14 protein-coding genes and 1 rRNA gene are annotated in these 14,476 nt (G+C 71.6%); 6 read left to right on the plus strand and 9 right to left on the minus strand.

Features of this window, described 5'->3' with window-relative positions:
- The first annotated feature begins 188 nt into the window (after positions 1–188).
- From rrf to ACFQU3_RS04890, 3 genes are all read left to right on the plus strand, one after another.
- A 5S ribosomal RNA gene (gene rrf / locus ACFQU3_RS04880) occupies positions 189–305 on the plus strand.
- 113 nt (positions 306–418) lie between these two features.
- Positions 419–796, plus strand: a complete 378-nt coding sequence (locus tag ACFQU3_RS04885) for a cupin domain-containing protein (protein ID WP_385907330.1) — start codon at positions 419–421, stop codon at positions 794–796.
- Positions 793–1,950 carry an adenosine deaminase gene (locus tag ACFQU3_RS04890; protein ID WP_385907332.1) on the plus strand — a complete coding sequence of 386 codons (1,158 nt, stop codon included), beginning with the start codon at positions 793–795 and terminating at the stop codon, positions 1,948–1,950. Before ACFQU3_RS04885 ends, ACFQU3_RS04890 begins: the two co-directional genes overlap by 4 nt.
- 19 nt (positions 1,951–1,969) lie before the next feature.
- Here ACFQU3_RS04890 and ACFQU3_RS04895 read toward each other — a convergent pair whose 3' ends face one another.
- The 5 genes from ACFQU3_RS04895 to deoC are packed head-to-tail and all read right to left on the minus strand — an operon-like array spanning position 1,970 to position 6,733.
- Positions 1,970–2,662 (minus strand): aspartate/glutamate racemase family protein, encoded by a 693-nt coding sequence (locus tag ACFQU3_RS04895; RefSeq protein ID WP_385907334.1) that lies wholly within the window; start codon positions 2,660–2,662, stop codon positions 1,970–1,972.
- Entirely contained in the window at positions 2,659–3,303 is a 645-nt protein-coding gene (locus ACFQU3_RS04900; RefSeq protein ID WP_385907336.1) for a uridine kinase, read from the minus strand. The genes ACFQU3_RS04895 and ACFQU3_RS04900 overlap by 4 nt, the downstream gene beginning before the upstream one ends.
- Positions 3,304–3,337: 34 nt before the next feature.
- Positions 3,338–4,225 (minus strand): aldehyde dehydrogenase family protein, encoded by an 888-nt coding sequence (locus tag ACFQU3_RS04905; RefSeq protein WP_385907338.1) that lies wholly within the window; start codon positions 4,223–4,225, stop codon positions 3,338–3,340.
- A complete protein-coding gene (locus ACFQU3_RS04910) occupies positions 4,222–5,694 on the minus strand; it encodes an aldehyde dehydrogenase family protein (protein WP_385907340.1) in 1,473 nt (490 codons plus the stop codon). Before ACFQU3_RS04910 ends, ACFQU3_RS04905 begins: the two co-directional genes overlap by 4 nt.
- Before the next feature lie 52 nt (positions 5,695–5,746).
- Positions 5,747–6,733, minus strand: a complete 987-nt coding sequence (gene deoC / locus ACFQU3_RS04915; protein ID WP_385907342.1) for a deoxyribose-phosphate aldolase — start codon at positions 6,731–6,733, stop codon at positions 5,747–5,749.
- A gap of 55 nt (positions 6,734–6,788) precedes the next feature.
- On the opposite strand from deoC, the gene ACFQU3_RS04920 reads away from it, so the two are divergent.
- Positions 6,789–7,433, plus strand: coding sequence for a PH domain-containing protein (locus ACFQU3_RS04920; protein WP_385907344.1), 645 nt, complete (start codon positions 6,789–6,791; stop codon positions 7,431–7,433).
- A gap of 60 nt (positions 7,434–7,493) precedes the next feature.
- Here ACFQU3_RS04920 and ACFQU3_RS04925 read toward each other — a convergent pair whose 3' ends face one another.
- Both ACFQU3_RS04925 and ACFQU3_RS04930 read right to left on the minus strand, forming a co-directional pair.
- Positions 7,494–9,179: a phospho-sugar mutase gene (locus tag ACFQU3_RS04925; RefSeq protein WP_385907346.1), complete on the minus strand. Its 1,686-nt coding sequence runs from the start codon at positions 9,177–9,179 to the stop codon at positions 7,494–7,496.
- On the minus strand, positions 9,179–10,012 hold the full coding sequence (locus tag ACFQU3_RS04930) for a purine-nucleoside phosphorylase (protein WP_385907348.1): 834 nt from the start codon (positions 10,010–10,012) through the stop codon (positions 9,179–9,181). The genes ACFQU3_RS04925 and ACFQU3_RS04930 overlap by 1 nt, the downstream gene beginning before the upstream one ends.
- Before the next feature lie 98 nt (positions 10,013–10,110).
- On the opposite strand from ACFQU3_RS04930, the gene ACFQU3_RS04935 reads away from it, so the two are divergent.
- Positions 10,111–11,523, plus strand: a complete 1,413-nt coding sequence (locus tag ACFQU3_RS04935; RefSeq protein ID WP_385907350.1) for an NAD(P)H-quinone dehydrogenase — start codon at positions 10,111–10,113, stop codon at positions 11,521–11,523.
- Between the two features lie 47 nt (positions 11,524–11,570).
- On the opposite strand, the gene ACFQU3_RS04940 is transcribed toward ACFQU3_RS04935, so the two are convergent.
- Positions 11,571–11,792, minus strand: coding sequence for a hypothetical protein (locus ACFQU3_RS04940; protein ID WP_385907352.1), 222 nt, complete (start codon positions 11,790–11,792; stop codon positions 11,571–11,573).
- Positions 11,793–11,909: 117 nt separating this feature from the next.
- On the opposite strand from ACFQU3_RS04940, the gene ACFQU3_RS04945 reads away from it, so the two are divergent.
- Positions 11,910–12,452: an antitoxin gene (locus tag ACFQU3_RS04945; RefSeq protein ID WP_385907354.1), complete on the plus strand. Its 543-nt coding sequence runs from the start codon at positions 11,910–11,912 to the stop codon at positions 12,450–12,452.
- 81 nt (positions 12,453–12,533) lie between these two features.
- Here ACFQU3_RS04945 and ACFQU3_RS04950 read toward each other — a convergent pair whose 3' ends face one another.
- Positions 12,534–14,327 (minus strand): acetyl/propionyl/methylcrotonyl-CoA carboxylase subunit alpha, encoded by a 1,794-nt coding sequence (locus tag ACFQU3_RS04950; protein ID WP_385907356.1) that lies wholly within the window; start codon positions 14,325–14,327, stop codon positions 12,534–12,536.
- Positions 14,328–14,476 lie beyond the last annotated feature (149 nt).

Consider the following 14,476-nt stretch of genomic DNA (forward strand, 5'->3'; position numbering starts at 1 on the left):
GCCGGATGTGGAAGCACAGCAATGTGTGGAGCTGACCGGTACTAATAAGCCGATAACTTGACTTACAAAGATGCTACGCGTCCACTGTGCGGTTCCCGAGATACAAACGGGAACACGCAAACCCCCACCACCACCACCGTGTGCGTGTCCCGGGGGCTCGCGTCCACGAATTGATATCTCCATAGAGTTTCGGCTGTCATAGCGAAGGGGAAACGCCCGGCTCCATTCCGAACCCGGAAGCTAAGCCCTTCAGCGCCGATGGTACTGCACTGGTGACGGTGTGGGAGAGTAGGACGCAGCCGGACACACTTTGAGAAGACCCCGCCGGGTGACCGGCGGGGTCTTCGCATTTCCCGCGTCTTTTCGAGGCCTCTGCCGAACGTTCTTCGGCCTCGAACGCAGGGTCTAGGGTTGGCACGTGCCTGAACTCATTCCCTCCCCGACGCGCATCCCGGTCCCGGGCGGCAAGGTCATCGACGAGCACGTCGGCGGCGTGAACACTCCCGACGCCGGGCTCAAGTCCTCCGTCTCCGTGGCCCGAATGGTGGCCCCTGCCGGCTGGTCGGAGCCGTTCCAGACTCCCGAGTTCGACGAGATCACGCTCGTGCTCACCGGGACGGTCCTCATCGACCACGACGGCGGCACGCTCGAAGTGGGCGCGGGCCAGTCGGTCGTCACGCGCGGCGGGGAGCGCATCCGCTACTCGTGCGGGCCCGAGGGGGCCGAGTACGTTGCCGTGTGCCTCCCGGCGTTCAGCCCGGACACCGTGCACCGCGACGACGAGGCGGCCTCATGAGCGCGGACGAGCTCCGCTTGGCGCCCAAGGTCCTGCTCCACGACCACCTCGACGGCGGCCTGCGCCCGCAGACCATCATCGAGCTCGCCCAGGAGTGCGGCTACGACGGCCTGCCGGCGAGTGAGTCCGAGGCCCTGGGGACGTGGTTCCGCGACAGCGCCGACTCCGGGTCCCTGCCTCGCTACCTCGAGACGTTCGACCACACCCTGGCCGTGATGCAGACGCGCGAGGGGCTCTTCCGCGTCGCCAGCGAGTGCGCCCAGGATCTCGCCGCCGACGGAGTCGTCTACGCAGAGAGCCGCTATGCCCCCGAACAGCACCTGACCAAGGGACTGACGCTCGAGGGTGTCGTCGAGGCCGTCAATGCCGGTCTGCGCGACGGCGAGGCCAAGGCCGCTGAGGCCGGCAACCCCATCCGCGTCACCGGCCTGCTGACCGCCATGCGCCACGCTGCGAAGTCCACCGAGATCGCCGAGCTCGCGATCCGCTACCGCGACGAGGGCGTCTCGGGGTTCGACATCGCCGGGGCCGAGGCCGGCTACCCGCCCACCCGGCACCTCGACGCGTTCGAGTACCTGCAGCGCGAGAACTTCCACTTCACGATCCACGCCGGTGAGGCGTTCGGCCTGCCGTCGATCTGGCAGGCGATCCAGTGGTGCGGGGCGGACCGGCTGGGCCACGGGGTTCGCATCGTCGACGACATCAGCATCGACGGCTCGCCCTTCGCCGAGTGGCTCGAGGGCAACAAGGCAGACGCGGACGCGCTCACCGCCCTCGACCTGGGGCGGGTACGCCTCGGCAGGCTGGCGGCGTACGTGCGCGACAAGCGCATCCCGCTGGAGATGTGCCCGAGCAGCAACCTGCAGACGTCGGCTGCCCTGTCGATCCCGCTGCACCCGATCACGTTGCTGCGCCGGCTGCGGTTCCGCGTCACGCTCAACACCGACAACCGTCTCATGAGCGGCACGTCGATGAGCAGGGAGGCCACGCTGCTGCGCGACGAGGCCGAGTGGACGCTCGAGGACCTCCGGTGGGTGACGATCAACGCGATGAAGTCGGCGTTCATCCCGTTCGACGAGCGACTGGCCCTCATCGACGACGTGATCAAGCCGGGCTACGCGGCCCTCGGCCACCACGACGCGCCGGTCTCCTGAGGTTGGGCGGACCACACGGTCAGTCGCGCAGGGCCGCCTCGACGGCGGCCTCGACGTGCAGCCGCGTCGTGGGGAAGACGGGCACGGCCGCGTCGGTCTGGTCCACGAGCAGCTCGATCTCGGTGCAGCCGAGGATCACTCCCTCGGCTCCGGCAGCGACGAGCCGCCCGATGACCTCACGGTAGGCCTGACGTGACTCCGCGGTGACGATGCCGAGGCACAGCTCCTCGTAGATGACCCGGTGCACCAGGGCGCGGTCGTCGGCGTCCGGCACGAGGACCGTGAGGCCGTGCCCGGCGAGCCGCTCGCGCAGGAACGACTGCTCCATCGTGTAGGCCGTCGCGAGCAGCCCCACGCGCCCGACCCCCGCCGCTCGCACGGCGTGGGCGGTGACGTCGCCGATGTGCAGCAGGGGGATCGTCACGGCGTCCTCGATCGCCGGGGCCACCTTGTGCATGGTGTTGGTGCACAGCACGAGCAGCTGGGCGCCGCCGGCCTCGAGCCCCGCAGCGGCTGCCGCGAGCAGCGTGCCCGCCTCGTCCCAGCGGCCCTCGGCCTGGAGGCGCTCGACGTCGGCGAAGTCGACCGAGTGGAGGAGCAGCCGTGCGGAGGCGAGGCCGCCGACCCTCTCGCGCACGAGCTCGTTGGCGAGACGGTAGTATTCGGCGCTCGACTCCCAGCTCATGCCGCCGAGCAGGCCGATGAGCCTCATCGGCCGGCGGCTGCGCCGATGAGCGCGCCGAGCTCCGTCTCGGCATCACGCGGGTGGACGCAGCGCGCGCCGTCGGCCTCGGCCTGCGCGACCACCCCTGGCTCGTCGCGCCACAGGGCGACACCCCGGCGTAGGAGGATGTGGGGCGGCTTGCGACGCTCGGACAGGTCGCGCACGAAGCGGCGCAGGGCCGTCAGGGTGCGGTTCTGGCGCACGCACAGCGCGTCGGCGAGCAGGCCCTCCCGGCGCAGCGGCTCGACGAGACGGCCGGCGAAGAGTCCCTCGGCGAGGACGTGGTCGGTGGGCCCGGCCGTGACGGCGTGCCGGCCCGTCACGGCGGAGAGCCCGATGTCGTAGACCGGCACCTCGACGTGTCCCTCGTCGACGAGCTGCCGCAGCGCTGCAGCCGCCGCAGCCGCGTCCCACGAGTCCTCGTGGTCCCAGTCCGCGATGCCCAGGGGCGAGCGTGGCAGGCGAGGGTCGCTCGCCTCACGGTAGAAGTCGTCGAGGCGCACGACGGGCCATCCGTGCGCCGCGCTGAGCCGCGCGGACAGACGGCTCTTGCCCGATCCGCTCGGCCCGGTCAGCAGGATGACCCGGCGACGCCCGGCGGCTGCGGAGCGGCTGTCGACCGGCACCACCTCGTGGCCTCCTTGCCTCGTGCCCGGTGCGATGTCAGAGGCCCTTGGGGTGCCAGACGGTCTTCGTCTCGACGAAGGCGCGGATCCGGCCCAGGCCGGGGTCGGCGCTCCAGTCGGGCTCGACGGGCCGGCCGTCGGCAAGAGCCGGTCTCAGGACGCGCTTGAGGTTGCCGGCGGCCTCGGCCTCGAGGGCGCCCCAGTCGAGGCCGTCGGCGCCCGCCGCACCGGTGAGGTCGATGGCGTTGACGTCGCGGTGCGCGGCGAGCCACGATGCGACCTCGGCGGTGCGGGCCGTGATGATGTTGACGACTCCGCCGGGCACGTCGGACGTCGCGAGCACCTCGCCGAACGTCACGGCGGGCAGCGGGCGGTCGGCCGACGTCACGACGACGGCCGTGTTGCCCGATGCGATGACGGGGGCGATGACCGATACGAGCCCGAGCAGCGAAGAGCCTTGTGGCGCAAGGATGCCCACGACGCCCGTGGGCTCGGGTGCGGACACGTTGAAGAACGGCCCGGCGACGGGGTTGAGGTTGCCGAGGACCTGGGCGATCTTGTCGGTCCACCCGGCGTACCAGACGACCCGGTCGATGGCGGCGTCGACGAGGGCCCCTGCGGCGCGGGCCGAGACGCCCTCGCTCGCGGCGACCTCATCGACGAACTGGGCGCGGCGTCCTTCGAGCACCTCCGCGACGCGGTACAGCACCTGGCCCCGGTTGTACGGCGTCGCGCCCGACCACCCCGCCAGGGCGGCCCTGGCCGCGACGACCGCGTCACGGACGTCCTTGCGCGAGCCCATCGCGGCGTTCGCGAGGAACTCTCCCTTGGCCGAGACGACCTCGTACGAACGGCCGGACTCGCTGCGGGGGAACGCTCCGCCGATGTAGAGCTTGTAGGTCTTGCGCACGTCGAGGCGGCTCATCGGGTGGCTCCCGTCAGGGTCGCAGGGGCGGTGGTGACGTAGGCCTCGAGGCCGTGGCGGCCGCCCTCGCGGCCGTAGCCCGACTCCTTGTAGCCACCGAACGGCGACGTCGGGTCGAAGCGGTTGAAGGTGTTGGCCCAGACGACGCCGGCCTTGAGCTGGTCGGCCATCCAGAGGATGCGCGAGCCCTTCTCGGTCCAGACCCCGGCGGACAGGCCGTATGCCGTGTTGTTGGCCTTCGCGACCGCCTCCTGCGGCGTGCGGAACGTCAGCACGGACAGGACAGGGCCGAAGATCTCCTCGGTCGCAACCCGGTGCGTCTGCGAGACGCCGGTCAGCACCGTCGGGGGGAACCAGTAGCCCTTGGCGGGCAGCGTGCACTCGGGGCTCCAGCGATCGGCACCCTCGGCGATGCCGGCCTCGACGAGCGAGGTGATGCGCTGCAGCTGCGCCTTGCTGTTGATCGCGCCGAGGTCGCTGTTCTTGTCCATCGGGTCGCCGACACGCAGCGTGCCGAGCCGACGCTGGAGCTTGGCGACGACCTGGTCGTGGATGCTCTCCTGCACGAGCAGTCGGGAGCCGGCGCAGCAGACCTGGCCCTGGTTGAAGAAGATCCCGTTGACGATGCCCTCGACCGCCTGGTCGAGCGGGGCGTCGTCGAAGACGATGTTGGCGGCCTTGCCGCCCAGCTCGAGCGTCGCCTTCTTGGAGGTGCCGGCGATCGAGCGGGCGATGGCCTTGCCCACCTCGGTCGAGCCGGTGAAGGCGATCTTGTCGACGTCGGGGTGCTCGACGAGCGCCTGGCCCGTGCGCCCGTCACCGGTGACGATGTTGACGACCCCCGGGGGCAGGTCGGCCTGCTGGCAGACCTCGGCGAAGAGCAGCGCCGAGAGCGGCGTCGTCTCTGCCGGCTTGAGCACGACCGTGTTGCCGGTCGCGAGGGCGGGGGCGATCTTCCACGCGAGCATGAGGAGCGGGAAGTTCCACGGGATGACCTGCCCGACGACGCCGTGCGGGCGCGGCAGGTCCGCGCCGGAGGCCGACAGGCCGGCATACTCCAGCTTGTCGGCCCAGCCCGCGTGGTAGAAGAAGTGCGCCGCCGCGATCGGCACGTCGACGTCGCGGGTCTCCTTGATCGGCTTGCCGTTGTCGAGGGTCTCGAGGACGGCGAACTCGCGGGCACGTTCCTGCAGGATGCGGGCGATGCGGAAGAGGTACTTGCCGCGCTCGGCGCCGCTCATCCGCCCCCAGACACCCTCGTAGGCGCGGCGGGCTGCTGCGACGGCCTTGTCGACGTCCTTGGGGCCGGCCTGGCTGACCTCGGCGAGGACGGTCTCGTCGGCGGGGTTGATCGTGGCGAACGTCGCCTTGGGCCGGGTGAACGCGCCGTCGACGAAGAGTCCGTAGGACTTCTCGATCGTGACGATGGCGCGCGACTCCGGCGCGGGGGCGTACTCGAACGTGGGCATCAGGTGTCTTTCGTGAGCTCAGTCGGTGCAGTCGTGTCAGCCAAGGGGTGGGTCAGTCGATGGTCACGTAGTCGGCACCCGAGTAGGCACCGGTCGCGAGCTTCTGGCGCTGGAGGAGGAGGTCGTTGAGCAGGCTCGAGGCGCCGAACCGGAACCACTCCGGCGTCATCCAGTCGTCTCCGGCGATCTCGCTCACCATGACGAGGTACTTGATCGCGTCCTTCGTGGTCTTGATGCCACCGGCGGGCTTGACGCCGACCTGGATGCCGGTGAGCTCCTGCCAGTCACGGACGGCCTCGAGCATGATGAGCGTGACCGGGAGCGTGGCGGCCGGTGTGACCTTGCCCGTGGACGTCTTGATGAAGTCGCCGCCCGCGAGCATCGAGAGGTAGGAGGCCCGGCGGACGTTGTCGTACGTCACGAGCTCGCCGGTCTCCATGATGACCTTGAGGTGCGCGCTGCCGCAGGCCTGCTTGACCGCGCCGATCTGGTTGAACACCGTGAGGTAGTCGCCGGAGAGGAAGGCGCCACGGTCGATGACCATGTCGATCTCGTCGGCCCCCGCCTCGACCGCGTCGCGCGTGTCGGCAAGCTTCACCGGCAGGCTCGCGCGCCCCGACGGGAAGGCCGTGGCGACGGCCGCCACGTGGATGCCGCTGTCGCCGAGGGCCGCCTTGGCGGTGGCGACCATGTCGCCGTAGACGCAGATGGCGGCCGGGCGCGGCGTCGTCGGGTCGAGCGGGTCGGGCACGCGCGCCTTGGCGCACAGCGACCGCACCTTGCCGACCGTGTCGGCGCCCTCGAGCGTCGTCAGGTCGATCATGCTGATGGCGGTGTCGATGGCCCACGCCTTGCTCGTCGTCTTGATCGAGCGGGTGCCGAGACTCGCGGCACGCGCCTCGCAGCCGACCTGGTCGACACCGGGGATGCCGTGGAGCCAGGACGTCAGGGCGTGGTTCGTGAGGCGAGACACCCCCAGGACGTCCCGCGCCTGCGCGGTGAGGTCCTGCGCGGTCCGCGTCGTGGTGCTAACTGTCACCACGGGAGTGTATCCACCTGTCGAGACGGCCCGTAACGCGTGAGAGAGTCAGGACGTGAGCTCAGACGCCTCCCAGCCCGCATCGGCCGACTCGGATCCCGACGCCCGCGGCAGCGGCGGCGGTCGCACCCTGCGTCCCGGCTCGTCCGTCGCGGTCGGCGTCGTCGGTGCGGTCGCGGGCCTGGGGCTGCTCGTGCCGGCCCTGCTCACGTCGCCGCGCAGCTGGGTGCTCATCTCGGGCGTCGTGTTCGCCCTCGTGCTGCTGTGGCTGTTCGTCGTACGCCCGTCCGTGGTCATCCACGCCGAGGGCATCCGCCTCGTCAACCCGATGCGCGTCGTCGAGCTGACCTGGCCCGTCATCACCGACGTGCGCTCGCGGTGGGCGCTCGAGCTCACCGCGGAGGGCCGGCGCTACACCGCGTGGGGGGTGCCGGCCGACCCGGGTCGTCCGCGGTACGGCCGCGGCATGCTCTCCGTCGGTGCCAACAAGGTGCGTGGCAAGGGCACGAAGGAGGAACCGACGAAGTCGAAGGTCGAGGCCCAGGCCGTCGCGGCCGAGGTGGAGGAGCGCAGGGCCGCCGACCGCAGGCGCAAGGACGGCAGGACGCCACGCATCGCGACCCAGGCCTGGGACCCCGTGTCGGTGGGGCTGCTGCTCGCGGCCTTCGCGTTCGTCGTCATCGCGACGGTCGTGGCCTGAGGCCCGCGTCAGGGCGGGCAGGAGGCGCGACGGCGGGCGCCCCCACGTGGCCGCTGGCGTTCAGAGGGACGTGAGCTGCTCGAAGTCCGCGCGGATGCGGGCCAGACGCGTCTCGGCGACGGCTCGCGACTGCGCGAGCGACTCCGGGCCGTCGACCGGCTCGATCACCTCGAGGTAGACCTTGACCTTGGGCTCGGTGCCGCTCGGTCGCACGATGACGCGGGACCGGTCGACGAGGTGGTAGCGCAGCCCCTCCGTCGGCGGCAGCCCGCCGTCGCCGCGGCCCAGGTCGTCGATGCGCTCGATGTCGGTGCCGGCGACCGAGCCCGGTGGCTCGGCGCGGAGCCGGGCCATGAGCGTGTCGGTCTGGCCGAGGTCGGAGACCCGGACGGAGAACGAGTCGGTCGCGTGCACGCCGTGCTCGACGGCGAGGTCGTCGAGCAGGTCGGTGAGCGCGCGGCCCTGGGCCTTGAGCGTGGCGGCGAGCTCGGCGAGCAGGAGCGCAGCACTGATGCCGTCCTTGTCGCGCACGAGCTGCGGCGCGACGCAGTAGCCGAGCGCCTCCTCGTAGCCGTAGCGGAGCCCCTCGACGCGGGCGATCCACTTGAAGCCCGTCAAGGTCTCCACGTGGGCCACGCCCGCGGCTCGCGCGATCGACGCGAGCAGGCGCGACGACACGATCGAGTTCGCGAAGACGTCGGTGGGCGCGACCCCGCGGCGCACGATGTGGGCGCCCAGCAGGGCACCGACCTCGTCGCCACGGAGCATCCGCCAGTCGCCGAGGGCCGGGTCGTGCACTGCCGCTGCGCAGCGGTCGGCATCGGGGTCGTTCGCGATGACGAGGTCGCAACCGACCGCGCGGGCCTGGGCGAGCGCGAGATCGATCGCACCCTGCTCCTCGGGGTTGGGGAAGGCGACGGTCGGGAAGTCGGGGTCAGGGACGGCCTGCTCGTCGACGGCCGTGGGGGCCTCGAAACCTGCCTGGACGAAGGCGGTGTGGACCGTTCCGTGGCCGACGCCGTGCAGGCTCGTGTGGACGCAGTGCAGGTCCCGCGGTGACGAGGGGTCGACGACGGTGACGACGGCGTCGACGTAGTCCTCGAGCAGGTTGTCGCCGAGCGTCTCCCAGCCGTCATGAGCGCGCGGCACGTCCGACACTCGCTCGACCCGGGCGATCTGGGCGGCGATCCGGGCGTCGGCCGGAGGCACGATCTGGCTGCCGTCGCCGAGGTAGACCTTGTAGCCGTTGTCCTGCGGCGGGTTGTGGCTCGCCGTGACCATGACACCGGCGTCGGCACCGAGGTGGCGGATCGCGAACGCGAGCACCGGCGTCGGCAGCGGCTGCGGGAGCAGGAGGGCGCGCCCGCCGGCCGCGACGACCACCGCAGCGGTGTCCCGGGCGAAGACGTCGGAGTTGTAGCGCGCGTCGAAGCCGATGACGACCGTCGGGTGCGCGCCCGCATCTCCCTCGTCCTTGAGGTATGCCGTGAGGCCGGCCGCCGCGCGGATGACGACGCTGCGGTTCATCCGGTTGGGCCCGGCACCGAGCGCCCCTCGCAGGCCTGCGGTACCGAACTCGAGCAGGCCCGCCATCCGGTCGGCGAGGTCGGCGGCAGCGGCCTTGTCGCCGGCGGTCGCCCGCTCCAGCACCGCGTCGAGCTCGGCCCGCGTGGTCGGGTCCGGGTCGTCGTCGCGCCAGGCCCGCGCGGCGGCATACGCCGACTCGGTGGGCTCGGGCGTCGTCATCACAGCCGCCCCACGACGTCCGCGAGGAGCCGGCCGCAGCGCGCGGCAGCGGCCTGCCCGGCCTCGAGGACCTCTTCGTGGCTCAGGGGGGTGTCGGAGATGCCGGCCGCGAGGTTCGTGACCAGTGAGATGCCGAGCACGTCGAGGCCGGACTGCCGGGCGGCGATCGCCTCCAGCGTCGTCGACATCCCCACGAGGTCGCCGCCGAGGACCTTGGCCATGTGCACCTCGGCCGGGGTCTCGTAGTGCGGCCCGCGGAACTGGACGTACACGCCCTCGTCGAGGTCGGGGTCGACCTCGCGGGCCAGGTCACGCAGGCGTGGCGTGTAGAGGTCGGTGAGGTCGACGAAGTTCGGGCCCTCGATCGGGGAGTGGGCCGTGAGGTTGATGTGGTCGCGGATGAGCACCGGGGTGCCCGGCGCCCACGCGGGGTTGAGGCCGCCACAACCGTTGGTCAGCACGATGGCCCGGCAGCCGGCGGCCTTGGCCGTGCGGACGCCGTGCACGACGGCCCGCACGCCACGTCCCTCGTAGAAGTGGGTGCGGGTGCCGAACACGAGGGCGCGGCGACCCGTGTCGCCGATCGCGACGGAGCGCATGCTGCCGGAGTGTCCGGCCACCGAAACGCCGTGGAACCCGGGGACGTCGGCGTTCTCGACGGTTGCGAGCGTCTCACCGATGAGGTCGGCCGTCTGGCCCCAGCCCGACCCCAGCACGAGGGCGACGTCGTGGCGCTCGGTGCCCGTCCGCTCGGCGATGACCGCCGCGGCGTCGACGGCGACGTCGAACGGGTCGGTGGAGGGGTCGTTGAGATCGCGGGAGGAACTGGTCACGACGAGGACTCTAGCGAGGTGGGTGAGACCCGGGCCCAGCCTCGCGCCGAGTCGCGCGGCCCGAACATCTCGAAGCGGCCGGCCGCAGGGATGGTTGGATGGTCCCCGTGATCACGCGCGAGACATCCGTTGTTATCATCGGCGGCGGCCCCGGCGGCTATGAGGCGGCGCTCGTCGCCGTGCAGCTCGGCGCGCGGGTCACCATCGTCGAGCGGGACGGCCTCGGCGGTGCGGCGGTCCTGACCGACTGCGTGCCGAGCAAGGCCCTCATCGCCACCGCCGACTACATGTCCGACTTCCAGACCGCCTCGCGGCTGGGCGTCCGGCTGCAGGACGACGACGGCGACGAGGTGTCCGACGCCGTCGCCCAGGCGCAGATGGTCAACGACCGCATCCTCGAGCTCGCCGCGGCGCAGAGCGCCGACATCCAGGGGAGCCTGGAGCAGGTCGGCGTCACGGTCCTGCGCGGCACGGCCCGGTTCACCAGTCGCGAGCTCGTCGTCGCGGATCTCGCCGACGGCTCGACCCACGAGCTGCGCGCCGACGTCGTCCTCGTGGCGACCGGCGCCGCCCCGCGCGTCATGGACACCATGCGTCCCGACGGCGAGCGCATTCTCACGTGGCAGCAGATCTACTCGCTCGAGGAGCTGCCCGAGCGCATCGTCGTCATCGGGTCCGGCGTCACCGGCGCCGAGCTCGCGCAGGCCTATCTCGGTCTCGGGTCGAACGTCGTCCTCGTCTCCTCGCGCGACCGCGTGCTGCCCGGCGAGGACGCCGACGCCGCCACCGTCATCGAGGACGTCTTCCGCAAGCGCGGCATGGAGGTCCTGAACAAGTCGCGCGCGGCGTCGGTCGAGCGCACCGCCGACGGAGTCGTCGTGACCCTCGTCGACGGCCGCACCGTCCAGGGCTCGCACGCGCTCCTCGCCGTCGGCTCCGTTCCCAACACGGCCGGCCTCGGCCTTGAGGAGATCGGCGTGGAGCTGAGCCCGTCCGGGCACGTCCAGGTCGACCGCGTCTCCCGCACCAACGTCGGCGGCGTCTACGCGGCGGGCGACTGCACCGGTGTGCTGCCCCTCGCGTCGGTGGCTGCCATGCAGGGCCGGATCGCCATGTGGCACGCGCTCGGCGACGCCGTCTCACCCCTCAACGTCCGGGGCGTGGCGGCAAACATCTTCACCGAGCCGGAGATCGCGACCGTCGGCATCAGCCAGAACGCGGCCGACGCGTCACCCGACGTCGAGTCCGTCGTGCTGCCCCTCGCGCGCAACCCCCGCGCCAAGATGCAGGGCATCTCGGACGGCTTCGTCAAGCTCTTCTGCCGCAAGGGCTACGGCGCGGTCCTGGGCGGCGTCGTCGTCGCGCCGAAGGCCTCCGAGCTGATCTACCCCGTGGCGCTCGCCGTGCAGAACCGGCTCAGCGTCGACCAGGTCTCCAGCACCATCACGGTCTACCCGTCGCTGTCGGGCTCGATCGCCGAGGCCGCCCGTCAGCTGCACCAGTCGGACTGAGCGTCCAGCGGACGACCCGCCGCACGGCATACGTGGCCAGGACGGCGTCAGGCGCCTTCGTCGGTCGGCGACGGCCGGTCGCGCTGCTCGAGCTCGGCCTGGGCGAGACGGTCCTCCTCCGCCCAGCGCTCACGCCGACGCCGGGAGACCGACTCGCGCAGCTTCTTCTGGAGCGGGTAGACGACCACGGCCACGACGAGGAGGATGACGAGATTCGTCACCGAGAACACGGGCGGGTTGTTCGTCGCACTGGGCAGGGTCACAAGCACATGAGCAGTGTGCCAGAGGCGTAGCCTCGGGGCCGTGGCGGCGTCGCCGTCGCGTCAGGGAGCCCGGTCGCTGTCGGGCTGGGTCCCCGACCACGTCGAACCGTGGAGGCACACGCAGTGAGCGACTGGATCCAGAAGGCCAAAGACTTCATCAAGGGCCATCCCGAGCAGGCCCAGCAGGGTCTCGACAAGGCCGAGGAGCTCATCAACGAGCGCACCGGAGGGAAGTACGCCGACAAGATCGACCAGGGCACCGACTCGGTCAAGGAGTCGCTCGGTCTGCCGCCCGACGCCGAGGACACGCAGCCGCCCGGACCGACCGAGCCGCCGGTGACGCCCGAGCCGGCGCCCTCCCCCCAGCCCGCACCCACCCCCGACCCGGCGCCCGGTCCCGGGCCCACCCCAGAGCCTGGTCCCACCCCTGAGCCCACCCCCGGGCCCACCCCCGAGCCGGTCCCGACTCCGGGGCCTCCAACGCCGCCGGTCGACCCCAACGACCCCGCGCCGATCGACCCCAGCGTGCCGGGCAGTCCGGGTCCGTCCGAGGTCCCACCCACCACACCGGGCCGCGAGCAGGACCTTCCCGGGGTGCCGAACCCGAACCTGCCTGGGGCGAGCGAGGGCGACATCACCCTCGGCGACCCGCCGGCGAAGGCGTGACCCCCGGCTGACAGGGAAGCGACGAGGGCCGACCCGCTCAACGGGTTCGGCCCTCGTCGTCTGCGGGCGGTGCCTCAGCCCTCAGGCAATGGCGGCGGCGTCCTTGATCTCGGCGAGCACGGCACCGGAGGTCACGGTCTCGCCGACGGCGGCTGTCAGGCCGGTCACGACGCCGTCCTTGTGCGCGGCGATGGGCTGTTCCATCTTCATGGCCTCGAGGACGATGACGAGGTCGCCTGCGGCGACGGTGGCGCCCTCCTCGACGGCGATCTTGACGATGGTGCCCTGCATGGGGGCGGTGAGGGAGTCGCCCGAGGCGGCGCCGCCGGACTTGCCGCCACCGGAGCGCTTGGGCGCCTTCTTGCGGCTGCCGGACGCTGCGCCGCCACCTCCGGCACCGAACGACAGACCGCCGGGCAGGGAGACCTCGAGGCGTTTGCCGCCGACCTCGACGACGACGGTCTGGCGCTCCTCGGCCTCGGTCGTGTCGCCGGGCCCACCGGCATACGGCTCGATGGTGTTGTCGAACTCCGTCTCGATCCAGCGGGTGTGGATGGTGAACGGCGAGCCGTCCTTGGGCGCGAAGGCGGGGTCGGCGACGACCGCGCGGTGGAACGGCACGACCGTGGGCATGCCCTCGATGGTCAGCTCGGCCAGGGCCCGGCGGGAGCGTTCGATGGCCTGTTCGCGGGTGCGGCCGGTGACGACGAGCTTGGCGATCATGGAGTCGAAGGCACCGGCGACGGTGTCGCCCTCGAGGAGGCCGGCGTCCCAGCGCACGCCCGGGCCGTGCGGGACGAGCATGCGGCTGACGGTGCCGGGGGCGGGCAGGAAGCCGCGGCCGGCGTCCTCGCCGTTGATCCGGAACTCGATGGAGTGGGCATGCGGCTCGGGGTCGCCGTAGTCGAGGGACTCGCCGTTGGCGATGCGGAACTGCTCGCGCACGAGGTCGATGCCGGTGACCTCCTCGGTGACGGGGTGCTCGACCTGCAGGCGGGTGTTGACCTCGAGGAAGCTGATGTCGCCGGCCGGGCCGACGAGGAACTCGCAGGTGCCGGCGCCGACGTAGCCGGCCTCCTTGAGGATGGCCTTGGACGCGCGGAGCAGCTCGGCGTGCTGGGCCTCGGTCAGGAACGGCGCGGGGGCCTCCTCGACGAGCTTCTGGTTGCGCCGCTGCAGCGAGCAGTCCCGGGTCGAGACGACCACGACGTTGCCGTGCTGGTCGGCCAGGCACTGGGTCTCGACGTGGCGCGGCTTGTCCAGGAAGCGTTCGACGAAGCACTCGCCGCGACCGAACGCGGTGACCGCCTCGCGGACCGCGGAGTCGAACAGGTGCGGGATCTCCTCGATCGTGCGGGCCACCTTCAGGCCGCGTCCGCCGCCGCCGTAGGCGGCCTTGATCGCGACCGGCAGGCCGTGCTCCTGAGCGAAGGCGACCACCTCGTCGGCCCCGGAGACCGGGTCCTTGGTGCCGGGCACGAGCGGCGCGCCGGCCTTGGTCGCGATGTGGCGGGCCTTGACCTTGTCGCCGAGTGCGTCGATCGCCTCGGGGCCGGGACCGATCCAGATGAGGCCGGCGTCGATGACGGCCTGGGCGAACGAGGCGTTCTCGGCGAGGAAGCCGTAGCCGGGGTGGACCGCGTCGGCGCCGGACTGCTTGGCGACCTCGAGCAGCTTGTCCTGGAGCAGGTAGCTCTCGCCGGGGGTGGAGCCGCCGAGGGCGTACGCCTCGTCGGCGACCTTGACGTGCAGGGCATCCCGGTCCGGGTCCGCGTAGACCGCGACCGAGGCGATCGCGCTGTCCGTGCACGCCCGCGCGATGCGGACGGCGATCTCGCCACGATTTGCGATGAGGACCTTGGTGATGGATGCCATGGCTCGGACTCTATCGGGGTGACGTCACGTCAACTCGGCCCCGTGGGGCGGATTCACGGCCGTCTCCGCGTGAGGTCGGGCACATCGCCGCCGCGGGGCCGAGCAGGCTGAGACGACACGGACCGAGGTTCACCCGAGACACTAGATTG

Origin of the sequence: Terrabacter sp. GCM10028922, from assembly GCF_042666095.1 — a bacterium.
Lineage (GTDB): Bacteria > Actinomycetota > Actinomycetes > Actinomycetales > Dermatophilaceae > Terrabacter.

Excerpts from the sequence above, each read along its gene's own strand:
- ACFQU3_RS04890 (WP_385907332.1), top strand. The coding sequence starts at position 793 with ATGAGCGCGGACGAGCTCCGCTTGGCGCCCAAGGTCCTGCTCCACGAC.
- ACFQU3_RS04895 (WP_385907334.1), bottom strand. The coding sequence starts at position 2,662 with ATGAGGCTCATCGGCCTGCTCGGCGGCATGAGCTGGGAGTCGAGCGCC.
- ACFQU3_RS04905 (WP_385907338.1), bottom strand. The coding sequence starts at position 4,225 with ATGAGCCGCCTCGACGTGCGCAAGACCTACAAGCTCTACATCGGCGGA.
- ACFQU3_RS04910 (WP_385907340.1), bottom strand. The coding sequence starts at position 5,694 with ATGCCCACGTTCGAGTACGCCCCCGCGCCGGAGTCGCGCGCCATCGTC.
- ACFQU3_RS04925 (WP_385907346.1), bottom strand. The coding sequence starts at position 9,179 with ATGACGACGCCCGAGCCCACCGAGTCGGCGTATGCCGCCGCGCGGGCC.
- ACFQU3_RS04935 (WP_385907350.1), top strand. The coding sequence starts at position 10,111 with ATGGTCCCCGTGATCACGCGCGAGACATCCGTTGTTATCATCGGCGGC.
- ACFQU3_RS04950 (WP_385907356.1), bottom strand. The coding sequence starts at position 14,327 with ATGGCATCCATCACCAAGGTCCTCATCGCAAATCGTGGCGAGATCGCC.